The following is a 22,382-nucleotide window of genomic DNA, read 5'->3' as shown; positions in this document are numbered from 1 at the left end:
AGGCAATAAGCGTGATGCGCGGGTGAGCCAAGCTGACGCCGCAAACGCTATGCCGCAAACACGGGCCGATACCTCGAAAACGCCCCTACAAGCCGCCGCCGCCCCGCGCGTCAGGCCGGCGCCGGGGCCTGGGCGCCGTCGGCGCGGAGCCCCAGCTCGACGACCGGTTTGCCGGTCGGCGCGGCGATTTGCTCGGCCGTCGCGGCGGGCAGCTTCAGGGTGAACTGCGTGCCGCGGCCCACCGCGCTCTCGACGCGGACCTTGCCGCCGACGGCCTCGATCATCTCACGGCAAGCGGCCAGGCCGAGCCCCGCCCCGCCCTTGCCGGTCGAGTCGGGGCCGGCTTTGGTCGTGTAGCCCCGCTGGAAGATCTTCGGCAGGTCTTCTTGGGGGATGCCTTGCCCGGTGTCGCGCACCACCAGGTCGACCGTGCCGGCCTCGGGGTCGTCGGCCGTGCGCACCACGACCTGCCCGCCGCGGGGCATCGCTTGGCGCGCGTTGGTGAGCAGGTTCAGCAGCACCTGCTGGATCTGGTTCCCCACGACCAACGCGGGCCGCGTGCTCTCGTAGCGGCGCTCCACGCCGACGCGGTGCTTTTGCAGCTCGCGCTCCAAGAGCACGAGCGTCTCGTCGGTGATCGCGGCCAGGTCGGTCGGCTCCGGCGCGGCGGAGCGGTTGCGCGCCAAGCCGAGCACGCTGCCGGTCAGCTTCTCGGCCCGCTGCGCGGCGCCGAGGATCTTCTCTAGCGCGCGGGTGCGGGTCGCCTCGTCGGTGTGCCGGAGCCCCAGCTTCGCGTAGTTGAGGATCGTCGTCAGCACGTTGTTGAACTCGTGCGTGGTGGTGCTGACGAGTTGGCCCAGCGCGGTCATCTGCTGCGCGGCCCTCAGCTCGCTCTCGAGCCGCTGGATCTCTTGTTGCATGGTGTCACGCGGAGCGGCGTCGATAGGATTCATTGCTAGCAGGTTCCCGCCGGGATATTTGATCGCCCGGATATGAAGTTCGTCGCTTTTGGCGTCGTGCCGTGAACGGCGGCGGACTAGAATCTCGCCCGATCGGCGGGCAGGAAGCCCGCCACACCAAACTGTGACGCCTGACCCGGCGAGGCAAGGATGCCCACCCAGACGAAGGCCCGGCTGCGCCTCTGCGCGGCCGGGGCAACGGCGCGAGGCGCCGAAGACTTTGCGGCCTACGAGGCCGGCCCCACGCTGCTGTCGTTCGAGGAAGCCGCCGCGCGCGAGCGTCGCTGCGTGGCGACCGCCGATAGCGACACCGCCAGCCTGCTCGGCGAGGCCCTCGACCTGGCGCGCCGCTTCGGCTGCGAGGTCCGCCGCCGCCGCTTGGGCGGCATTGGCGGCGGGTGCCGCTGGGTCGGTGCGCGGCGACGCATCGTGCTCGACCTCGACAGCACCGCCGCGACCCGCTTGGCCGTCGTGGCCGACGCCCTCCGTGGCGAGCCGCGCTTGCCCTACACGCCGATGTCGCAAGAGCTGACCGAGTACCTCCGCCCCACCCGCGCCGCATGACGCGCCGCGCGCGGCCGCTCGCGCTGGCGCTGCTGGCCGGATCGCTCGCCGCCCCGGCCGCTGCGCTGGACGTCGGCGACCCGTGGTTCGACGAAGCCACTCCCGGCCCGCCCGTGCGGCTGGAAGTGGCGTACGTCGACCTGCGCCGGGGCGTGGAGCTGCAGAGCCAGCCGATGCGGCTCGGCACGGCCGCTAGCGGCCCCGCGGTGGTGGGGCCCACGCTGCCGCCGGTCAAGGGCCACGCCGAGATCGAGCACGCGCTGCTGCGGCTCAGCGCCTCGCCGACGGCGCGCCTCGCGGGGCAAGTCGATATCGGCATCGGCGGCTCGGACGACGACGGCGACCACCTGGTGCTCGTCGGCGGCGCGCTGCGCGTGCTGATCGGCGAGACCGGCCCGCTGCGGCTCGCGGCCCAGGCCTCCGGCCACTGGATCTCCCCGCACACGGAGCGGATGTCGGGCGTCGATCCGAGCTGGGGGTCGTTCGCCGCTATTCAGAAGAGCGACTACAGCGAAGCGGGCGTCGCGCTGCTGGGCTCGTTCGACGCGCCGCTCGGCGAAGTCGCTTGGCTCAGCGTGTACGGCGGGCCGCGTTTCAGCGCGTTCGGCGGCTCGGTCGACGCGGTGTTCGACTACGAGAACCCGATCGTCGTCGGCGGCACGCCGGTCGGCGACCGCATCTGGCTCTCCGGCGAAACCGAGCAAGAAAGCCTGTTCGGCATCGTGGTCGGCGCAAGGGTCGACCTGGGCGACGTCTGGACCCTGCGAACCGAAGCCCGCCTGGTGGAAGAGTCGAGCTTCACGGTGAGCGTCGGAGCGGGATTTTGACGGAGGGATAAGGGACGGGGGACGGGGGACGAGGGAAAGCTGGCGCGCGAAGCCCCGGCCTTAAATCCCCTCATCCCTCGTCCCTCCCCCTACGGCGTCAGCCCCTCCGGCACGCCGTCGGGGAACACGTCCGCGATCACCTGCTGGATATACCGCACGCGGTTGGCCGGCTTCGGGTGGGTGCTCATGAACTCGGGCGGGCCGCCGCTGGGCGACGACTCTTCGAGGACTTTCATCAGGCCGATCATCGCGCGCGGGTCGTAGCCGGCCCTCTCGGTCAGCAGCACGCCCCACCGATCGCTCTCCAGCTCGTCGTCGCGGCCGTACTTCATCTGGATCATGCCGGCGATCATCTGGCCCATGCGGGCCGACTCGGCGTCGCCCCCGAGGGCGCCGCCGGCCATGCCGATCGTGGCGAACAACTGCTGCTCGGCCATCCGCTCGTTGCCGTGCCGCTCGATCACGTGGCCGATCTCGTGCCCCAGCACGCCGGCCAGCTGGCCGACCGTGTCCAGCCGCGAGTAGAGGGCCTCGGTGATGAAGACCTGGCCGCCGGGCAACGCGAACGCGTTGACGGTCTGGGGGTCGGCGAGCAGGGTGAACCGGAACTCGTAAGGGTTGCGGAGCTCGACGCCCAGCTCTTGCTCCTTTTGAGCCATCCACAGCTCGAGCCCCGCCAGCAGCTCCTGCCCGACGCCGCGGACCTGCGCGACGAACTCCCGATTGCGGGACTCCCCGCGGTGCTGCGCGATCATCTCTGGCGCGGCCCGTTGGCCGAGCGCCATCTCTTGCTCTGCGTCGGGGATCGCGACACGCTCGCGCTGGCCGGTGATCTCGTTGACGTCGCCCGGGTTGCCGTAGTACGTGACGAGCCCAAAGGCCACGATCGCCAGCGCGATCAACACCCGCACCCCCAGCCCGCCGAGCATCGGCCCCTTGCGCCGGCCGCCCAGCGAGTGGCTGTCGCGCGTGCCCACGCCGAACAACGGCCGCGACCGCTGGTTGTAACCCCCCGGCACACGTCGATAACCGCCCGAGGGGGCGCGGCGGGTGGGCATCGGGTACGGGAGGTGCACTCTCGGCACGGCAGGTCAACCTGGGAGGAGTCGGGCCGCTTCCGGGGGACGGCGTATGATAGCAGCCCGCCCGGCCCCGCCTACAATCGAGCCGCCCACAAACCGGGGGCCGAGCCGTCAGGGCCGCAGCGGCCGGATGGCGTTGGTCGCGCAGTGCACGTTGCCGCTCCACTTGTGGTACTGCCGGTCGTCGACGAATCGCACTGCCGCGTCGACTCCCTCCAGCCGGCGGACGACCTCCGCCCGGAGCGCGTCGTGGCCGCCGACGACCGGGCCGTCCGGGTCGGACATCGCCACCACGCCCGGCGCCCCGTCGCGGCCGGGAAGGACCAGGGCGTTCACGACGTTCGGCGTGCGCGCCGCGCCGCCGGCGTGGAAGAGCACGGGCAAGCGGACGAGCCTATCGGCGTCCACACCGATCTCGCTCAGCAGCTTTTTCGCGGCGGGCTCGATCCGCTGGGCCCACAGCCGCTCGTTCTCCGCCACGAACGGCTCGTCGGCCAACACGCCGGCGACCGTCGCCCCCGCTTCGTACTTGCCCAGCAGCGGCGCGGCGCCGTGGCCATCGGCCGCGAGCCCCCGCAGCACGTCGAGCGCCGCGGTCGGGTCCGGCACAGCCACATAGAACCCACCGCCCTTGGCCGGCAGGAACGAGACCATCTCGTCGACGTGCTTGATCTGCAGCCAGCCCACGTCGACCCGCAGCGGCGCTTGCAGGCCCTGCTCGGTCAAGAAGTCCACCACCTCCGGGTGCAACTGGGCGCCGCTCGCCGGGTCGAAGCCGTACAGCACGCGGCCGTGGGGCCACGCGTCGGTCGGCGGCGAGGCCTCGAGGTTGCCGTACCAGTCGATCCAGCTCACGCCCCCCTCGCCCCGCGCGTAGTCGGGCCGGTGCTCGCCGACGCGGAGCACCGGGACGCCCTCCAGCCGGTCTCCCGCGAAGGCGTCGATCGCGCGGTCGCGGTTGGCGGCCAGCGCGACGGTCCCGGACCCGTCCGACCGCTCGAGGAACTCGGTCGCGTCCTGCAGCCAGACGTGGTTGTAGGCGTAGGGCTCGCCGGCCGGGACCACGTGCAGCTCGGCGCCGACGGCGTCGCACAGCTCACGCAGCTGCTCCACGAGCCGCTCGTTCCGACCCGGGAACTCGCGCACGAACACCGTCTCGGCCGGGGCGAGGCTCGACCGCACAACGAGCGGCGCCTCGTCGGCCGCCGCCGTGCAAGCGACAAGGAAGACAGCAAGCATCCGCAAGGCCATCTCGACCTCCGTAACGTGAGCAGGGTTCGCGAGCGCCGACGCCCGACCCTAGCCGCGGGCGTGCGATAAGCCAGGGCCGGTCGCCCGAACCGCGAAACGCCTGCGCTAACGCGTTACCATCGCGACCACGCGCGGCAGCATCGCGCGGGTCGCGCGGCTGCGGTGGCTGATCGCCCGCTTCACCGCGGGCCCCATCTGGCCGAACGTGCGGTGGTACTCCCGGACCTCGAACAGCGGGTCGTAGCCGAACCCGTTCTCGCCGCGCGGCGCCGCGGTGATCCGCCCGTGGCACTCGCCCCGCTCGACCGCGCGGACCTCGCCCGTGGGGTCGGCCAGCGCGAGCACCGCCACGTAGTGGGCCGAGCGCCGCTCGGGCGGCGTGTCGGCGAGCTTCTCGAGCACCAGCGCGTTGTTCGCGGCGTCGGCGCCGTGCTCGCCCGCGTAGTGGGCCGAGGCCACGCCCGGCTCGCCGCCGAGCGCCTGCACGCACAGCCCGCTGTCGTCCGCCAGCGTCCAGTGGCCGGTCGCGCGGGCGTACTCGCTCGCTTTTTTGCGTGCGTTGTGCTCGAACGTGTCGCCGTCCTCTTCGACCTCGTGGTCGAGGCCCGTGAAGTCGGCGAGCGTGCGGACCTCGACCCCGTGCGGCGCGAGCAACTCGACGAGCTCGTCCCGCTTCTTCACGTTCCGCGAGCCAACAACCAAAACGGGGCGATCCGCCATCGAGGTGCAGCTCCGAGCCGGAGAGCGGTGGGTAGCAGCCGCCGGCGGAAGCCGACGGGGTCCAGCGCCACGGTAACGCCGCGCCGCGCAACAAAAAACCGCCGGCTCCCGCCGGCGGCTGCGCTCGATCCGCGGGGCACGCGTGGCCGCGTCAGTTCCGCCACGCGAGCGAGCTGCTCACGCTCTGCTTGGGCGCCTCGACCACCTCGGGGTGGATGTCGAACGGGATCGGCCGCTTCGCCTGGCCGCGGCCGGGCGAGAGCATCGCGTACTTCGGGTTCATGTTGGTCGTCATCTGCGCGCCGCCCAGTTGCTGGCCGACCTGCCGCACGACCTGCTGCGCCTTGACCGGGTCGGTCGGGCGGTTCTCCTCGAGCGGCGCGGCGGGCGTGTCGAAGGCCGCGCCGAACGTGCGGATGACCTCCATCACCTCCGCGCGGGGCTCGCCGGCGGAGAGGACCTCCTCAAAAGAGCCGACCATCACGCAGCTCTCGGTGCGGTCGTGGAACTCGTACGCGTCCCAGCCCTTGGCGCGCATGGCCTCGCACAGCAGGTGGGCGTTCTCGGCCGCCTGGACGAGGGGGTCCTCGTCGTCGTCGCGCTTCGCGCCGGACCGCTTCGCGGTGCTCGCGCCGACCAGCGTGCCGCGGCCGCCGAAGCTGGCCACCTTCACGGTGTACTTGCCCTTTATCTCCAGGGCGGAGTGGTCGACCTGCTTGTTCATCTTCGCCACGAACGGGTCGACCCCCTTGGGCTTGAAGAACTCTTCGGGCAGCAGCGGGTTGCGGGTCATGAAGGCCATCCGCATCGGGCCGGCGGACTCGTCGCGGCCCGCCAGGTAGGACAGCACCTTGCGGGTGTTGGAGAAGTTCTGCCGGGTCTGGCCGTTCTCGCCGACCTCCAGCGCGGCCGGCTCGGCCTTCCGCAGCTTCTCGAGGTCGCGTTGGGCGATCGTGTCGTCGACCGACGGGTAGTCGCCCACCAGCACGGCCCATTCGGTCCGCGAGTCGCCGCTGCGGTACCGCATCCGGACCGGCCGGCCCCGCTCGTCGATGCCGCGGCCGACGGGCGCCGCGTCGCGGAGGTCGAAGGTCTGTTCGTGCACGTAAGCCGAGAGGCCGTAGCGCTCACGCAGCTCCAGCGCCAGCTCGGTCGCCTGGTCTTCGGCGCCCTCGCCGCTGAACGTCGACGCGACGATCAGCCAGGGGCCCGACTCCTGCGACAGGTCGAGGCTCGCCGGCGTGGCGGGGGGCGGCGCGGGCTCGGCCCGCTGCGGGGCCGGCTTCTCGCGCGAGCGGAACGGGTTCCAGAATTGCCCCTCGGCGGGGGCGGCCAGCGCGGCCACGCTCGCCACGAGCAACGCGGCGCGAGCCACGGCTGGGTACGGCATGCAGACAAGTCGGCGAGACATCGGCGGCGTCCTCCTTGACGCATCGGGGCGGGGGCCTCACTCGGTCGCGACGCGGCGCCAGGACGCCCTCGCGACGGGGTCCGGCGGACCGTAGCACAGCGGCGCCGCCGGCCGCCAGAGCGCTGTCCACGCGGCGTGGAAGGCCCGGCCGCGGCCGCGGCCAATTGCCCCGAGCCCCCGCCCCGCAGCGACGAAAATGGCCGCAGGCGCCCCGCTGGGCCTTGGCCGCGCTCGGCGGATGCGACACGCCGAACGAGCCAGCCCCCGGGCGGTGTAACGAAACGCTAAGCGGTTGCCGCGTCGCGGCTTAGCAGCGGTTTCGTGACAGGTTTCGTTACGATCGCGTGCGCGCAGCAAGCGCCTGTCGCGTTGCAAACAAAATGTCGCGTTGCAAACAAAGCGGCCGCGAAAACCGCCGTAGCCGAGCCGACAGGCGATTGGTACGGTCCCCGGCCCTAACCGCCATCGTCTTTACCGAATCCAATCCGGACCCGAGCGATGACCAGCCGCTTTCTCTTGATCGCACTCGCCACCGCCGCCGCGGCCTCGGGGCAGGCGCCCGCCACGCCGCAGGGTTTCCAGCTCAACGAGGTGCAGCAGGCGTACCTCGATCAGGTGCTTTCGCAGTGGGAAGCGCGGAGCTCGGAGATCGCGACCTTCCAGTGCGAGTTCACCCGCTGGGTCTATGATCCGGTGTTCGGCCCGAAGCCGACCGAATCGGGCGAGCCGATCGCCAAGCAGGTCGAGTCGGGTGAGGTCAGCTACCAGCGGCCCGACCGCGGCAGCTTCCAGATCAGCAAGATCCAGGCGTGGGACGCGGCCGAGCAGCGGCACGTCGAGAACTCGAACCTGGTCGGCGAGCACTGGGTCTGCGACGGCCAGAGCATCTACCAGTACAACTACCGGGAGAAGCAGCTCGAGGTTCAGCCCATCCCGCCCGAGCAACAGGGGCAGAACATCACCGACGGGCCGCTGCCGTTCTTGTTCGGCGCGAAGGCCGACCAGCTCAAGGCGCGGTACTGGATGCGGGTCGACCCGCGGGCGCCGGCCGGCGCCGTTTGGCTCCACGCGGCGCCGAAGCGGCAGCAAGACGCCGCCAACTACCGGCTGGTCGAGATCATGCTCGACACCGAGCGGATGCTGCCGCGCGCGATGCGCGTCACCGCGCCGGACGGCAGCCGCACCACCTACCAGTTCCAGATCGATCAGGCGAGCGTCAACAGCCGGATGACACAGGTTTGGAACAGCCTGTTCCAAGCGCCGCGTGTGCCGATCGGCTGGAAGAAGGTCCAGATCGCGCCGCCGACGGCCACCGCGGCCCAGCCGGGCGCCGTGCAGCGGTGAGGCCGGGGGCACGGCGATCGCCGCCCCCGCCCCGGGTGTTCAGTCCTTCTTGAGGAGCCGGTCGTACACGGCGGCCACTTGGCGGGCCATGGCCACGTCGCTGAAGCGCTCGGCGTGGCGTGCGCGAGCGGCCACGGACATGCTCGTGTAGTCGGTCGGCCCGACGAACAGCTCCTCGATCGCGTCGGCCAACTGGCCCACGCTCTTGGGGCGTACGAGCAGGCCGGTCTCGCGGTCGAGGATCGCCTCGGTCGTGCCCTCGCAGCGGGTCGCGATCACCGGCAGGCCGGCCGACATCGCTTCGAGCACGACCATCGGCAGCCCCTCGCCGAACAGGCTCGGCAACGCCAACGCGTCGGCGCCGGCGAGGACCGTCGGGATGTCGTCGGTGAACGCCGACCGCGACACGTGCTCGGTCAGGCCGTGCCGCTTGATGCGGCCGTCGATCTCGGCTTCGTACTTTTGGGTCTCGAACGGGCCGACGAGCTCCACGTGCACGTCGATCTTCTTCTTCCGCAGCGCGGCCACCGCGTCGATCAGCACCTCGGCGCCCTTGCGCGGCCGGAACAGCGCGATCATCGTGACCACGTACGGTGGCAGCGGCGGGCGGCGGAACCGGGTCGCCGGGTGGTTCTCGTCGAGCAGCGGCGTGCCGTTCAGCACGCAACGCACCCGGTCGGCCGGCGCGCCGAGACGCACCATGTGGTCGGTCAGCGACGGCGAGACCGTGATGAACTGCTTCGGGAACCGCACGCAGCCGCGCTCCACCAGGTCGTTCGCCAGGTTGGCAAATAAACGAGTCGAGTCGCGCCGCGCGGGGCTGTGCACGTGGTAGACCAGCGGCACGTGCGTCAGGCGCGACGCGAGCGTCGCGACCAGCAGCCCGCGGGGCGTGTGGGCGTGGATCAGCTTGTAGTCGTTTTGACGCACCACCCGGGCCAGCCGCCGGGCCGCGCCGAGGCTCCAGCGGCGCCGCATGGGGACCTCGTGGATCGCCGCGTCGGCCGATTGGCGGTGCTCGGCGAACTTGCCCGGCTTCAGCAACGCGAAGCCCGCTTGGTAGCCGAACTCCGGCAGCCCACCGGCCAGCAGGTCCTGCACACGCTCGGCGCCCGAGTAGTGCTCGCCGTTGATCACGTGCAAGACCTTCGCGGTCTCGACCGCCAGGGCGGCCGCGTTGGCGCTCTCCGAGGGCGTCGGCACGGCCGGCTCGGGCCCGGCCGACGGCGCCGCCTGGCGCGTCGCGGGCGGGGCCGGCGCAGCGGAGATCGCCGGGCGGGGCGCCTTGACTCGTGGAGGGAGCACCACCGGCGCAATCGGCGGCGGCGCGGTCGGGTCCGCGGCGGGTGGTGTCCCTTCGGGCTCAGTGACGAGCGGCATGGGTCGACCAACAATCGGTAAAAGAGGAGCGGCCGGGCGGTCTTAGCGGGGCTCGCCACCGCGCAGGCCGACGCGCGGTGAGCCACTTGAAACCTAGCTCACGGCTGGTCCGGCGCGGCGGGTCGCGGGAATCCCGCTCGCCCGTGGGTCGCGGTTCGGCCGCGCCGGCTAGACGTCCACCTCCCGCCAACCGCCGTGGAGGAATCGGCCGGATAGGAGGGTCGCGCGGACAAACAGGTCGGTAGCGGCGCCGCACCACGCGCCGACCGCCCCGAGCCCCGCGCCGGCGACCGTCCAGCCCAGAACCGGAGCGGTCACGGTCTCTTGCGCGAGGTAGCTCGCCAGCGGGATCCGCACCAGGCACATGCTCAGCAAGGTGAAAGCCAGGGCCCACCGAGTATCGCCGGCCCCCCGCAGCGCGCCGGAGAGGACCATGCCGATCGCCAGCGGCAGCATCGCCAGCGAGATCACGCGCAGCAGCCGTGCGGCCAGCTCGGTCACGTCCGGCTTGTCCCGCACGAACAGCGCGATGACCTCCTCGGCCGCGAACCAGAACACCCCGCCCATGGCCATCATCAGCGCGGCGGCCGCCGCGCAGGCGACCAGCACGCTGCGTGTGGCGCGGTCCGGTTGGCCGGCGCCCAGGTACTGGCCCGCCATCGTCGAGGCCGCGATCTGGAACGCCCCGCCCGGCATGAAGGCGAGCGCCTCGACCTGAATGGCGACGCCGTGGGCGGCGGCCTCGACGTCGCCCAACGCGACGACGATCCGCAGGTACGCCAGGTTGCACAGCACGAGCAGCACCGCCTCGCACCCGCCGGGAATACCGATCCTCAGCAAGCGGCGGACGAGGGCCGGATCGGGTTTCATGTCTCGCAGGCGCAGCCGGAAGCCGGCCCGGCCCCCGACGAGCATCGCCAGCAAGATGACCGCGCCGGTCACGTGCCCGGCCGCGGTGCCCAGCGCGACGCCGTCCCAGCCCATCGGCTCGAGCCAACCCCCCGCGCCGGTCAGCAGCGCGAAGCTGACGCCGATATTCACGACGTTCACCACCATCATGGTGAGCAAGCCGCTCACGGTGTCGCCCGCCCCGCGCAGGCACGCGATGCCCACCCGCTCGACCATAATCGCCGGCAGCACGCACAACTCGACCAGCAGGTACCGGGTGGCCGCGTCGGCCGAGGCGCCGTCGAGGCCCATGGCTCGGATCAGGTCGCCGGCCAGCGGGAAGCCGATCGCCATCAAGACAGCGGCCCAAGCGGCGCCAACGGAAATCGACTGGTTCATCACCCGGTTGGCGAGCCGCGGGTCGCCGGCGCCGGTGAACCGCGCTATCAGCGGGGTCGCGCCGGTCGCTACGAAAGCGAACAGCATGCCGACGAGCCACAGCAGGTAGATCACCACGGTCATCGCCGCAACGAACGAGCTGCCTTCGAGGAACCGTCCCGTGAGGGTCAGGTCCGCCAGGCCGACCATCAGGTGCAGCACCTGCTCGGCCAGCACCGGCGCCGACAGCCGCAGCAGCGGCCGCAGCGTGCCCGGCGATTGCACTAAGTGGCTCGACATGCGGGCTGGCTGGGCGGGCTGGGCGGGTCGGGGGCCGGAGAGCGCGCCGCGCGTGGGGGAGTGGCGGGGCGGGCGCCGCGGGCGGCGATCCGGTACGATACGGCGACCGGGGGACCGGGGCCTAGCGTCGCGGGTTCGCTCGGCTGGCAAGCAAGCGGGGCGCCGTCATGCTCCTGGTGAGCACCACCACCGACAGCGAAGCGGCCGCGATGCGGCTGGCCAAGGAGCTTGTCGAGCGGCGCTTGGCGGCTTGTGTGCAGGTGATGGGGCCCATCAAGAGCGTGTACCGCTGGCAAGAGCGCGTAGAGACCGCCGACGAATGGCTGTGCACCGCCAAGACCCTCCGCGTGCGGTGGGACGCGGTGCGCCGGCTGATCGAGGAGCTGCACCCGTACGACACGCCGGAGGTTGTCGCCGTGCCGATCGAGTCGGCGTCGGCGGCCTACGGCCGGTGGCTCGCGGAGCAGTGCGACGGGGCCGACGCGGGCTAAACAGGCCGTCCGGGGCTGAGCGGGCCGACCGGGGCTGAGCGGGCCCGGCTCCTGGTGGGCGCCGCCGCGCTATCGCGTTGGCCGGTTCGGCGGCCGGCGGGTCGAACACCCGTGTTATGACCGCTTGAGGCCGTAAAATCGGAACGCTCCGGCCGGGGAGGGCGTCTCAGCCCAACCTATAATTCCGAGTCGCCCGCGGCCCCCCGGGCGGCCGAGCGCCGAGCCGAGTCGAGACGAGCCGAGGACAGCGATGAGCGGAATGATCCAGTACTACCTCCAGACGCTCCCGCCGTGGGTGCTGCCGGTCGGCGTGCCCGCGTTCGTGCTGTTGATCGTCGCGGCGGCGGTGCTGATCCCGTTCCGTCAGCTGCAGTACGTCGTGCTGATGCTGATGCCGGTGTCGCTGCTGGCGAACCAGTTCGTCGAGATCAAGGCGCTGCAGGCGGCCGCGAAGGTCCTGTTCCCGGTGGCCTACATCGCGCTGCTCGGCCTGCTCTTGATGCAGCCCGCGCGGCGGAAGATACCGCCGCTGTCGTGGGGGTTCGTGCTGCTCGGGCTGATGGGGGCGGTGTTCGTGTCGCGGTGCTCCGACGCGACGCTGCAGATCTACCTCGCGCTGAACTACTCGTTGATGGCGGTCACCGCGATCGTGTTGGTCTCCCGCTTGGGGAGTGCGGCCGACCTGAGGAAGGTGTGCCTCGCCCTGTACATCGGGTTTGTCATCTCCACGTTCACGCTGGCGGCGGCGATCCTGTTCGACGAGCGCGTGATGTTCCACCTCGGGAACTACCGGTTCTCGCCGTGGGGCTCCAACCCGAACCTGCTCACGGCCCACCCGATGCTCGCGATGCTGGGCTCGTTCTACCTGGTCACCACACGGTGCCAATTCCACTGGAAGGCTCTCGCCCTGTGCGTTGCGGGGACGGCGCTCGCCGAGCTGCTGCTGACCGGCAGCCGGTCGGTCTTGTTGATCGCGGCGCCCACGCTGCCGTGTTTCGCGGTCCGCTTCATCAAGCGGCCGGTGATCGTCGGCCTCGGGGTCGCCACCGCGGTGGCGCTAGTCGGCTACCTGGCCGCCAAGACCGAGCACGGCCTGCAGCTCGGGCGGATGGGCTCTCTGGAAACGTCGCGTTGGGAGATCGCCGACGCTTACCTGACCGAGATCGAGAAGAGGCCGCTGTTGGGCGCGCTGGAAGACCCGGGCATCCACTCGATCATGGTCCCCACCATCGACACCCACTCCCACAACACGTGGCTGCTGCTGCTGCACCGCGGCGGCATCCTCTACGCGGGCTTCTACACGCTGATGGCCTGCTTCTCTCTGTGGGCCGGCGTGCGGGTGTTGTTCGCCCGCCGCCGGATGGGCGCCGACCCGCTGTTGGTCACGCTGCTCGTGGCGCTGTTGTTCGCCAACTACGCGCACGGGGTCGTCAATTTCACCAACGTCTGGGCGACGAACATGTGGGCGTTCCTGCAGGTCACCCTGTCGGTGCTGATGCTCACGTGGAAGCGCGAGATCAACGAGATGGCCCACGGCGTCGACCGCATGACGAAGTCCGCCACGCTCTACAACGTGGCCCACGCCGGCGAGCAGGCCTACCCGGAGCTGGCTTCCTGAGAACGCCGCCGCCTCGCGGCCGCGACCCCCCCGCGCGGGCGGCGTCAGAAACCGCTCGTGATCGCGCTGACGGTCGCGAAGCCCTGCCCGTACACCAGCTCCAGCGGGATCGCCGCGTAGAGCCCGCGGGTGAACACCTGCTCGATAAACTCGTCGACCACCTGGATCGGCGCCTTGGGCACCAGGACGATGTCCGAGTCGTTCAGCCAGATCTCGTCGGCCGGCGTGGGGCGACGCCCGTACAACGCGCCGCGCAAGTCCACCAGGGTGGCCATCAGCCGCCAGTCCTCGCCGCGGCGGAACACGACCACCTGACGCAGGTTCGCGCCGATGTTCCAGCTCCCCGCCAACGCGATCGCCTGCATGACGGTGGTCGGGCCGCGCAGCTCGAATTGGCCCGGCTGTTGGACCTCGCCCAGCACGTAGACGAACCGCGGCGCGCGTCGCTGCAGGTCGACCGTGACGCTCACCCCCGGGATGTGGGCCGCGTAGCGGGCGTCGATCTCGCGCTTGGCCTCGGCGATCGTGAGGCCCTGCACGTACACGCTGCCCAGCGCCGGCAGCTGGATCTTGCCGGCCGGCGTGACCACCACGGTGATCTGGCGGCCGCCGAGCTGGCCGGCGCGGCTGTCGACGGTCTCGAGGAGGTCTTCCAGGCGGGTGTTGATCTGGATCGGCGTGACGGTGATCGCCGGCACGTTGTAGTACTCTGCGAAGCGCTCTTCGAGGTCTTCCTCCAGCGCGACCAGCCGCCGGCCCGCGGCGGGCACGCGGCCCACCAGGGGGAGCGTGATCATGCCGTCCGGCTGGACGACGACACGGCGGTTGAGGTCGTCGTCGGCGCCGCCGGCCGGCGCGTCGGCGCCGAGGCCAGCGGTGCTGCCGGCGGTGAGCGATTCGACGTTGACGACGTCGCCCACCTGAAGCTGGTACGGCCGCGACAGCACCTCGCGCGTGCGGAGGAAGAACAACGCGAGCGTGTCGTCGACCCGCAAGCGGTACTCGGGCACGTGGGCGGTCCGCGCGTGGCCGACGTACTCGCCCTGCGCGTAGCGTTGCCAGTCGATCGGCCCGCGGGAGTCCCAACCGACCTCGCCCGCCGCGCCGCAGGGCCCGCAGGCGGACTGGCTGTCGACGCCCCAGATGGCGTGCGGCGCGGCCGGGTTGCAGCCGCACCCCGGCGCCACTCCTTCCGGCGCGGCCATCACCACCGGCGCCGCGTGCGCCGCTGCGGCCGGCGCGAAGGGCTCGACGAGCATCGGCGGCGGCGCCGCGGCGGCGACGCTTGTCGCCACGGCGACGAGGGCGCGCGTGATCCGGTTGGCTTGCCGAGACAAGCGGTCGTAGGCGTGGGCGGGCTTCATGATCGGGGCGATGACTGGTCGGCGGTGTCGGTGTGGGTGGGATCGCTCAGCGAACGACCCGCTGCGGCGTGGCCAGGCGAGGGCCGGTCGCTGCGGGCCCTGCCTCCTGCTGCGGCGCCGGCGCCCACCCGGTCATCCGTTTGGCGGCCTTCACCCACGTGGTCCAGCCGCCGGTGTCGGGCGGGGCCGGCGCGGCGCCGACCGGCGCGGCGGCGACAGGGTGGGCAGCGACTGGTTGGGCAGCGGTTGGCTCGGCGGCCCGCGGCGGCGCCTCGGCCGGGGCCGCGCGACGGAACGCGTCGGGCGCCATCCACTCGACGCCGTGCCGGCGAGAGACCTGGCCCGTGGCGCGTTCGGCCTGAGCCAACCTCTCGCTACGCGACTCGGCCGCGACGGCCGCTCGACCGTAGCCGAGGCGACGCTCTACGGCGGCCAGGTTGGCGTGCACCGTGGCGATCGCCGCGGGCTGCTGCGCGGCGTCGAGGAGCACCCGGCGGGCTTGTTCGTAGTGCCCCTCGCGCGCCAGCCGCACGCCGAGTTCGTTGGCGGCGAGGTAGTTCTCCCCGTGGGCCTCGGTCGCCGCTCGGTACATCACGGCGCTCTTGCGACCGGCCGACGCGTCGTCGGCTTGGGCCTCCATGCGGGCGTAGGTCTTGCCGAGGCCGTAGAGCGCCATCGAGCCGGACGGCTCGTTCGCGGCCGCCTCGGCGAGGCGCGTCGCCGCGTGGCGCGAGTAGCGGCCGATCGCTTCGTGGGCGGAGATCGCTTCGCCGGGCTCCAGCAGCCCCGAAGTGTGCGACCGCGCTATCGCCGCGATGTCCATCTCGGCCTCCAACGCGTCGCCGTGGGCGACGAAGTCGTCGGCGTCTTCCAGCGTGCGGAGCCCGTCAGCGAGAGCGCGGGCGTGGCGGTCGCCCCCCTCCTCGGCGTCCTTCGCGGCGGCGATCCGGCGGAGGACTTCGACGAACTTCGACCGCGCGGCGTAGACCGCGCCCGACTTGCCGAGCTGAAAGCCCGCTTGCACGACCGGCTCTAAGCGTCGGCTCAGGTCGTTGGTCGACGTGGTGTACGCGATCTCTCTCCGCTCTTGGTCAGGGGCCGCTTCCGCGACGCTTGCCGACCGCGCCGGCGCTGGCGCTGGCTCCGGCGGGGCGGCGTCGCCGACCGGCGCTTCGGTTGGCCCGGCGGCCAGCTGCGCATCCGGCGCCGGCGGCATGGGCGCCGACTGGGCGAACGGGAATGGCTGCGCGGGGGGCGCCGGCGCTTGGGCTGGTTGCGGGGAGGGGCGCCACGCCACTTGGGGTTGTGGCGGGGGCGGCGCGTCGTCGTCGGGGGGGCCGAGCGCCGCCGGGTTTTCGATGACCAAGCCCCCGAAGTCGGAGTGAAGAGGAACCGACTGCTGTCGTTCGAGCCCCACCCAGGGGTTTGCCTCTGCTCCGACGGGCGACACGGCTATCGCCGGGCGGTGCTCCACGTCGGCGACTTGCTCGGCGGCCGCGGGCAGCGGCGGGGCTGGCTCGATCGCGGCCTCGATGGGGCGGGCGTCGATCGGCTCGGCGCCTGCTTGGCTGTCGTCGGCGAGGGTTAACGGATCCGTGGCGTCGAACGAGGGCGGCGGCGCCCAAACGGGCGCGGCCGACGCGGGAGTCAGCGACACGACCGGCGGCTCCGGCGCCGAGCGGTCCGCAACCCGGTACGCAGCGACCGCCAGCATAGCGAGCGTCGCCACGATGGCAGCTAGCATCCAAGCGAGGCGGAGCGCGGCCCTCTGGGGCGTAGCGGGTTTCATGCGTTGCGGCTCGTTCGCACTCGATCGACGGCTCCGGGGGCGGACCGACTCGCACCCCCGGCGGCGCGCGGCGTCCGCCCGGGGGGGCGGCGCGGCGTCCTTGGTAGGTTCGTCGCCGCTCAACCGGGACGACTAGCAAAACCGGACCCTCCGGAGGCCGCCTCGCTAGGCCGCGCCGGCGCAACCGGCACAACCCGCCCGGGTCGCCGCTAGCGGCGATGGCAGGGCGCCAGCGGCTAGAGCGGGGCGCCGGCGGCTAGAAGAGCCGGCCCTGCGGCTCGGGGGCCAACGGGCGGGCGTCGTGCCCGAGGCTGCGCAGGCGGTCGACGAACCCCGCTGGCCCGTGGGTGCAGTACACGACCTGCGGCTCGACGAGCTCGACGAGCCGGATCAGCTCCGTGTAGTCGGCGTGGTCCGAGAGCGGCAGCGCGACGTCGACGCCGAGCCGCTTCGCCGCGCCGGGGGCGGCGGCCCATCCGGTCACCGCGATCGACACCACCGGTCCCAGCCCCGGCAGCCGGTGGTTCTTCATCGAGCGGGGGAGCGTCACGACGGCGTGGCCCGCTAGCGGCGCGCGGTGGTACTCGGCCACATCGGCCGCGCCCGAGCCGAGTTCGCAGCCGCAGGCCTCGTAAACCCGGCTGATCCGCCATGCGTGCGGGTGCTGCAGCACCGGGACGCCGTTGGCGGTGAGGATCTTCGTGACCTCTTGGCTCTTGCCGAGCGCGTAGGCGTGCACGACGGGTGTGCGTCCGGCGTCGAGGGCGTCGTGGACCGTGTGCAGGAGTTGCTCGACGACCTCGCTGCGTGGCGGCAGGCGGTACTCGGGGCGGCCGAAGGTCGATTCCATGACCAGCCAGTCGGCCTTCACGGGCTGCGCGGGCGCCGCGGTGAGCGACGGGCCGAGCTTGAAGTCTCCCGTGTACAGCAGCGACCGGCCGTCTTGCTCGGCCAGCAGCATCGCCGAACCGAGGCAATGCCCCGCTGGCAGAGCGGTCAGCCGCACGCCCGCCAGCTCGATCGCCGAGCCGTACCGCATCTCCCGAACGGGCCGCGGGCCTAGCCGCGTGCGGTACAGGTGGGCCGTTTCGGTAGTGCAGAACGCCATCTCGTGCCGCGCCATGTGGTCGGCGTGCGCGTGCGACACGAACGCGCGGCGTTGCCGCCGGCGCACGTCGACCCACAGCCGGGGGCGGGTCAGCAGCAGGCCGTCTTCGTAGGCGAACAAGCGGGGGCTTCGGAAGTGAGTTGAGGCGCCGGCAGACACGGCCTGCGAAGCCGCGGCGATTACGGGCATAATACGGCCCCCACGCCCGCGGGGCGTGTCCGCTAGTTCTATCGCGATCGTGCCGTCATGGGGTGGTTGGAGTTGCTGTTGCTGTCGGTCCTGCAAGGGCTCACGGAGTTTCTGCCGGTCAGCTCGTCGGGCCACCTTGTGGTCGCGAACGCGGTGCTCGAGCGGTTGGGGCTGAGCCAGACCAAGGATCTGATCGAAGTGAGCATCGCGCTGCACCTGGGCACGTTGGCCAGCGTGCTGGCCTACTACCGCACGGAGATCGCTCGCCTGCTAGGCGAGGATCGCCGGGTGATCGGGTTGCTGGTGATCGGCACACTGCCCGCGGCGGTGGTCGGCGTAGGAATCAAGAAGGGCCTGGACGATGCGTCGGCCGACGCTCTGCTGGACAGCGTTTGGCTCGCGGCGCTGATGTTCCCCGTCACCGCGGCGGTGCTCGTGTACGCGTCGCGCCGCCGCGAAGGGACGGACCCGTACCAGGCGATGTCCTGGCGCCGGGCGCTCGGGATCGGCGCGGCGCAAGCGGTCGCGATCCTGCCCGGAGTGAGCCGCTCGGGCTCCACGATCGCCGCCGGCCTTGCCGCCGGGCTCGACCGGGAGAGCGCGTCGACCTTCGCGTTCTTGCTGGCCATCCCCGCGATCCTCGGCGCGGGGGCGCTCGAAGCGCTCGAGGCGCTCGAGTCCGGCACGACGGGCACGCCCATCGAACGGCTCGCGGTGGGCTTCGTGGCGTCGTTCATCGTGGGATGGGGCGCCCTGTCGCTGCTGATACGGTTCGTGAAGCGCGGCCGACTCGCCGTGTTCGCTTGGTACCTCGTGCCGCTGAGTGTGGCGGTGATCGCTTGGTTGCTCTGGGACGGCCGCGCGCCGGGAGGTTGAGCGAGTGGCGACCGACTGGCCCGACTACGAGCTGATCGACTTCGGCGACAACCGACGCCTGGAGCGGTTCGCCGGGTTCGTCGTCGACCGCCCCTGCCCGCAAGCCGACCGGCCGCGACAGGCGCCCTCGCGCTGGCGCGAAGCGGCCGCGCGGTACGACGGCGCGCGGGCGGCCGACGGCGATTGGCGGCCGCGGTCGGCCGAGCGGTCCGGCCCGTTCGAATGCCGTGTGCCGCTGGGCGATTCGCTGCAGATCGCGATGGCGATCCGGCCCACGCCGGCGGGGCAGGTCGGCCTGTTCCCCGAGCAACTCGAGTGTTGGCGCTGGATCGCCGGCCGGGTCAAAAGGATCGCCGCAACGCGACCCGACGAGCCGCCGCGGTTGCTGAACCTGTTCGCGTACACCGGCGGGAGCACGCTGGCGGCGGCGGCGGCCGGCGCGGCGGTGACCCACGTCGACGCGTCGAAGCCGTCGGTCCAAACGGCGCGCGACAACGCGAAACTCTCGGGTCTGGCCGAGGCGCCGATCCGCTGGATCGTCGAAGACGCCGTACGCTATTGTCAACGCGAAGTCCGCCGAGGCAGCCGGTACGACTTGGTCGTGCTCGATCCGCCGACCTATGGGCACGGGCCCGGCGGCAGCGCCTGGCGGATCGACCGCGACTTGCCGGGCCTGCTCGAGCTGTGCGCCGAGTTGGCCGGCGGGGTCGGCCAAGGCTTCCTGGCCACTTGCCACACGCCGGGCGTGGGGCCGGCCGAGCTGACGGCCTACCTGTCCGACGCGGTCATCGGCCACTGCGGGCAGCCCCCCCGGGCCGGCGAATTACTGCTCAGCACCGCCGATAACCGGAAGTTGAGGTCGGGCGTGTGGGCGCGGTGGCCGTGACCGGGAGCGCTTCGCCCATTGCGCGGGGCGCATCGCATTGCGCCACCGCTGCGTTGAGGCCCGAATTCGGGCGCGATAGAACAAAGGCCGGGCACAAGCACCCGTCGCTTTTATGTTCGTGCTTATCGCTGCACCGATCGGATTGCGCAGTCGTTTCACGACCGGTCAGGGGAGGGGTGAGTCGTCTGCCCGTGCTAGGAGAGTAGTCACCAAGTGAGCGATTCCGACACCCTCGTCGAGCCACCGCCGCCGTCTGCGGCGAATGAACCCTTGAACGAGGTCGCCGATCGCGCCGTCCAGTACGTGTGCGACGCGGTGGCCGAGGGGCAATACGACTTCGAGGGCTTCGAGGATTACTCCGACGGGATCGTGGTCAAGAACGCCGAAGGGGTGGTCGTCTACAGCAACCGCGCCCACGCGGCGGCCTTCACCCCCGGCTCGACGCCCGTCGGCCGCTGCTGCGGCTCGTACCTCGATCCGCCGATGGCGCGGCGGTCGGAGCTGATCGAACAGCTCGTGCTCGACGGCGTGCCGTATGTCGAATGCGAGCACTCCGGATTCGGACCCGATGGGTCGGTCTACCGCGTGCAGACGCACAAGCGTTCGCTCCGCAAGTTGGACACACCGGGGTTCGCCTTGTTGGCGGTGGTGCGAGTGATCGAGCGAACGGCGGTCGCCGCTACCGGCGCGACGCGGGCGATCGACTTGGCGGCGGCCTGCGAGCGGTTCCGCTTGCTCAGCAAGCGGGACCAAGAGATCTGCCGCCAGACGGCCCTGGGCGTGAGCAGCCGCGAACTGGGCGAAGCGCTCGGCATGACCACGCGCGGCATCGAGCTCCGCAAACAAAAGGCCTTCGCCAAGCTCGGCGTGGCGAAAGCCGTCGACCTGGCGCGGCTGCTCGTCCGCCTGCAGGACCGCGGCTTCCTCGACCTCGGGGTCTAAGCGGCTCGGGACCAGCCGCCGGGAGGTGCTGCGGCGCCGCCGGGGTTCGGTTACCGTGTGTCCACCCGGCCACCGGCCCGCGGGGCCGGACTGGCCGTCCGACGCGCCCGCGGACCCCAGCCCCTCGGCGGAAGCCCATGCGACTCACCTTCCACGGCGCCGCCGGTACGGTCACCGGCAGCAAGTATCTGCTCGAGGCGGGCGACGCCTCGGTGCTGATCGACTGCGGGCTGTTCCAGGGACTTAAGGAACTGCGTGAACGCAACTGGGCGGGCACCCCGTTCAAGGCGGGCGAGGTCGACGCGGTGCTGCTCACGCACGCGCACCTGGACCACGTGGGCTACCTGCCGCGGATCGTGAAGGAGGGCTTCGAGGGGCCGGTGTGGTGCACGCCGGCGACCGAGAAGCTCGCCGAGCTGATCCTGCTCGACTCCGCGAAGATCCAAGAGAAGGACGCCGAGTACGCGAACAAGAAGGGCTTCAGCAAGCACAAGCCGGCGCTGCCGCTGTACACCGCCGACGACGTCCGCGAGGCGATGCAGCTCTTCCGGCCGACCCCCCGCGACGAGTGGCGCCAGATCGCCGGCCCGATCCACGCGCGCTGGCGCGACGCGGGGCACCTGCTCGGTTCGAACCTGATCGAGATCGAGGTTCGCGAGCCGGGTTCGACCAAGCGGATCCTGTTCTCCGGCGACGTGGGCCGCTACGACGGCCCCCTCTACCACGACCCGACGCCGCCGCCGGAAGAGTGCGACTACTTGGTTTGCGAGAGCACCTACGGCAACCGCGACCACCCCGAAGAGAGCCTGCTCGACGGGCTCAAGGAGGTCGTCCACCGCGGGGTGGGGCGGGGCGGGGTGATGCTGATGGCCTCGTTCGCGGTGGGGCGGGCGCAGCAGCTGATCTACCTGCTGCAGGTGCTCAAGTGCGACGGGCGGATCCCGGACCTGCCGATCTACTTGGACAGCCCGATGAGCGTCGACGCGACCAAGATCTACCGCGAGCACTGCGAGGACCACGACCTCACCGAGGCGCAGCTGTGCGGCGTGCGCGGGGGCTGCGAGATCGGCGACCGGCCCGTGCTCGGCGGCCCTTCGGTTCACCTGTGCCGCAGCGTCGACGAGTCGAAGGCCCTCAACCACCTCGAGGGGCCCGCGGTGCTGATCAGCTCCAGCGGCATGATGACCGCCGGCCGGATCCTCCACCACCTAAAGCGGCGGCTTCCCGACAAGCGGACGACGGTCATCCTGGGCGGCTACATGGCGGTCGGCACCCGCGGGCGGCGGCTCGAGAACGGCGAGCCCACGCTGCGGATCCACGGGCAAGACATCGTCGTCAACGCGGCGATCGAGAAGGTCCCCGGCTTGTCCGGCCACGCCGACCGAGGGGGGCTGTTGCGGTGGCTGAGCCACGTGAAGCAGCCCCCCAAGAAGACCTTCCTCACCCACGGCGAGCCCGACGCCGCGGCCGCCCTGGCGAAGACCCTCCGCGAGCAGCGGAAGTGGACCGTGCACGTGCCCGCCATGGGCGAGGCGCACGAGCTAGCGTGACGCCGGGTGATCTCACGCCAAGGCGCAGAGACGCAAAGGACCCGCTCACTATGGAACCTGTTGCAGCAGTCCATGCTGGACGGCAACTGCTAGACCCCGTGCTTATGGCCCACGGGTTTTGCTTTCAACTAGCCGGCGCGGGCAATAGCTCGGGCGGCGCCTTTGCTGCGGCGAGGTACACCGCCCGCGACCGAGAAATGGCTTTCTCGTACCGGCAGGCGATCGGCTGCGTAACCTACGCTTGCGGAGGCCCCCAGGTGAGCCATGGCGACTTGATGAGGCTTCTGGGTGTAGCGAGCGTGTCGCGTTTCGCTTGGTTTGACCGCACCGTTCCGATGGCGGGTTTTGAAGCTTTGGCTCTCGACATACAGACATATCTTCAGCCGTTTACACGTGGGACCGACGCCGAGGCGCGTGCCTTCCTCTACCGGGACGACTGATCCATCTTTGCGCCTTCGCGCCTTT

At 71.4% G+C, this 22,382-nt stretch carries 19 protein-coding genes; 9 read left to right on the top strand and 10 right to left on the bottom strand.

What is annotated here, in order from left to right; genetic code table 11:
• Window positions 1-110: 110 nt before the first annotated feature.
• Window positions 111-953 carry a sensor histidine kinase gene (locus RIC11_RS05110; RefSeq protein ID WP_350209009.1) on the bottom strand — a complete coding sequence of 281 codons (843 nt, stop codon included), beginning with the start codon at window positions 951-953 and terminating at the stop codon, window positions 111-113.
• A 156-nt stretch (window positions 954-1,109) separates the two neighbouring features.
• Between RIC11_RS05110 and RIC11_RS05105 the strand changes: the two genes are divergently transcribed.
• Together RIC11_RS05105 and RIC11_RS05100 are read left to right on the top strand one after the other, a co-directional pair.
• Window positions 1,110-1,523, top strand: coding sequence for a hypothetical protein (locus RIC11_RS05105; RefSeq protein ID WP_350209007.1), 414 nt, complete (start codon window positions 1,110-1,112; stop codon window positions 1,521-1,523).
• Window positions 1,520-2,350: a hypothetical protein gene (locus tag RIC11_RS05100; RefSeq protein ID WP_350209005.1), complete on the top strand. Its 831-nt coding sequence runs from the start codon at window positions 1,520-1,522 to the stop codon at window positions 2,348-2,350. The genes RIC11_RS05105 and RIC11_RS05100 overlap by 4 nt, the downstream gene beginning before the upstream one ends.
• 89 nt (window positions 2,351-2,439) lie before the next feature.
• Here the strand turns inward: RIC11_RS05100 and RIC11_RS05095 are convergent, their stop codons facing one another.
• The 4 genes from RIC11_RS05095 to RIC11_RS05080 form a co-directional block, all read right to left on the bottom strand.
• Window positions 2,440-3,408 carry a M48 family metalloprotease gene (locus tag RIC11_RS05095; protein ID WP_350209003.1) on the bottom strand — a complete coding sequence of 323 codons (969 nt, stop codon included), beginning with the start codon at window positions 3,406-3,408 and terminating at the stop codon, window positions 2,440-2,442.
• Window positions 3,409-3,543: 135 nt separating this feature from the next.
• Entirely contained in the window at window positions 3,544-4,683 is a 1,140-nt protein-coding gene (locus tag RIC11_RS05090) for a protein-arginine deiminase family protein (protein WP_350209001.1), read from the bottom strand.
• 105 nt (window positions 4,684-4,788) lie between these two features.
• Window positions 4,789-5,403, bottom strand: a complete 615-nt coding sequence (locus RIC11_RS05085) for a non-canonical purine NTP pyrophosphatase (protein WP_350208999.1) — start codon at window positions 5,401-5,403, stop codon at window positions 4,789-4,791.
• 151 nt (window positions 5,404-5,554) lie between these two features.
• Complete coding sequence (locus tag RIC11_RS05080; protein ID WP_350208997.1) at window positions 5,555-6,814, bottom strand: hypothetical protein; 1,260 nt, start codon at window positions 6,812-6,814, stop codon at window positions 5,555-5,557.
• Window positions 6,815-7,312: 498 nt separating this feature from the next.
• Between RIC11_RS05080 and RIC11_RS05075 the strand changes: the two genes are divergently transcribed.
• The gene (locus RIC11_RS05075) at window positions 7,313-8,158 is read left to right on the top strand and encodes a TIGR03009 domain-containing protein (protein ID WP_350208995.1); all 846 of its coding nucleotides are present in this window, start codon (window positions 7,313-7,315) and stop codon (window positions 8,156-8,158) included.
• Window positions 8,159-8,197: 39 nt separating this feature from the next.
• Here the strand turns inward: RIC11_RS05075 and RIC11_RS05070 are convergent, their stop codons facing one another.
• Both RIC11_RS05070 and RIC11_RS05065 read right to left on the bottom strand, forming a co-directional pair.
• Entirely contained in the window at window positions 8,198-9,538 is a 1,341-nt protein-coding gene (locus RIC11_RS05070) for a glycosyltransferase (protein ID WP_350208993.1), read from the bottom strand.
• A 168-nt stretch (window positions 9,539-9,706) separates the two neighbouring features.
• A complete protein-coding gene (locus tag RIC11_RS05065) occupies window positions 9,707-11,104 on the bottom strand; it encodes an MATE family efflux transporter (protein WP_350208991.1) in 1,398 nt (465 codons plus the stop codon).
• 167 nt (window positions 11,105-11,271) lie between these two features.
• On the opposite strand from RIC11_RS05065, the gene cutA reads away from it, so the two are divergent.
• Together cutA and RIC11_RS05055 are read left to right on the top strand one after the other, a co-directional pair.
• Window positions 11,272-11,595 (top strand): divalent-cation tolerance protein CutA, encoded by a 324-nt coding sequence (gene cutA, locus RIC11_RS05060; RefSeq protein ID WP_350208989.1) that lies wholly within the window; start codon window positions 11,272-11,274, stop codon window positions 11,593-11,595.
• A gap of 250 nt (window positions 11,596-11,845) precedes the next feature.
• The gene (locus tag RIC11_RS05055; protein ID WP_350208987.1) at window positions 11,846-13,213 is read left to right on the top strand and encodes an O-antigen ligase family protein; all 1,368 of its coding nucleotides are present in this window, start codon (window positions 11,846-11,848) and stop codon (window positions 13,211-13,213) included.
• 44 nt (window positions 13,214-13,257) lie between these two features.
• Here RIC11_RS05055 and RIC11_RS05050 read toward each other — a convergent pair whose 3' ends face one another.
• The 3 genes from RIC11_RS05050 to RIC11_RS05040 all read right to left on the bottom strand — a co-directional run bounded on the left by RIC11_RS05050 (window position 13,258) and on the right by RIC11_RS05040 (window position 17,594).
• Window positions 13,258-14,577 carry a polysaccharide biosynthesis/export family protein gene (locus tag RIC11_RS05050; protein WP_350208985.1) on the bottom strand — a complete coding sequence of 440 codons (1,320 nt, stop codon included), beginning with the start codon at window positions 14,575-14,577 and terminating at the stop codon, window positions 13,258-13,260.
• Between the two features lie 46 nt (window positions 14,578-14,623).
• Entirely contained in the window at window positions 14,624-16,366 is a 1,743-nt protein-coding gene (locus RIC11_RS05045) for a tetratricopeptide repeat protein (protein ID WP_350208983.1), read from the bottom strand.
• 256 nt (window positions 16,367-16,622) lie between these two features.
• Window positions 16,623-17,594: an MBL fold metallo-hydrolase gene (locus RIC11_RS05040; protein ID WP_350208981.1), complete on the bottom strand. Its 972-nt coding sequence runs from the start codon at window positions 17,592-17,594 to the stop codon at window positions 16,623-16,625.
• A gap of 126 nt (window positions 17,595-17,720) precedes the next feature.
• Between RIC11_RS05040 and RIC11_RS05035 the strand changes: the two genes are divergently transcribed.
• From RIC11_RS05035 to RIC11_RS05020, 4 genes are all read left to right on the top strand, one after another.
• Window positions 17,721-18,539, top strand: a complete 819-nt coding sequence (locus RIC11_RS05035) for an undecaprenyl-diphosphate phosphatase (RefSeq protein WP_350208979.1) — start codon at window positions 17,721-17,723, stop codon at window positions 18,537-18,539.
• Window positions 18,540-18,543: 4 nt separating this feature from the next.
• Window positions 18,544-19,425: a class I SAM-dependent methyltransferase gene (locus tag RIC11_RS05030; protein WP_350208977.1), complete on the top strand. Its 882-nt coding sequence runs from the start codon at window positions 18,544-18,546 to the stop codon at window positions 19,423-19,425.
• Window positions 19,426-19,638: 213 nt separating this feature from the next.
• Window positions 19,639-20,367, top strand: a complete 729-nt coding sequence (locus RIC11_RS05025) for a PAS domain-containing protein (RefSeq protein ID WP_350208975.1) — start codon at window positions 19,639-19,641, stop codon at window positions 20,365-20,367.
• A gap of 137 nt (window positions 20,368-20,504) precedes the next feature.
• Window positions 20,505-21,917 carry an MBL fold metallo-hydrolase RNA specificity domain-containing protein gene (locus RIC11_RS05020; RefSeq protein ID WP_350208973.1) on the top strand — a complete coding sequence of 471 codons (1,413 nt, stop codon included), beginning with the start codon at window positions 20,505-20,507 and terminating at the stop codon, window positions 21,915-21,917.
• Window positions 21,918-22,382 lie beyond the last annotated feature (465 nt).

Source organism: Botrimarina sp., assembly GCF_040219535.1.
Classification (GTDB): Bacteria; Planctomycetota; Planctomycetia; order Pirellulales; family Lacipirellulaceae; genus Botrimarina.
This window is presented reverse-complemented; position numbering and strand designations above follow the sequence as displayed.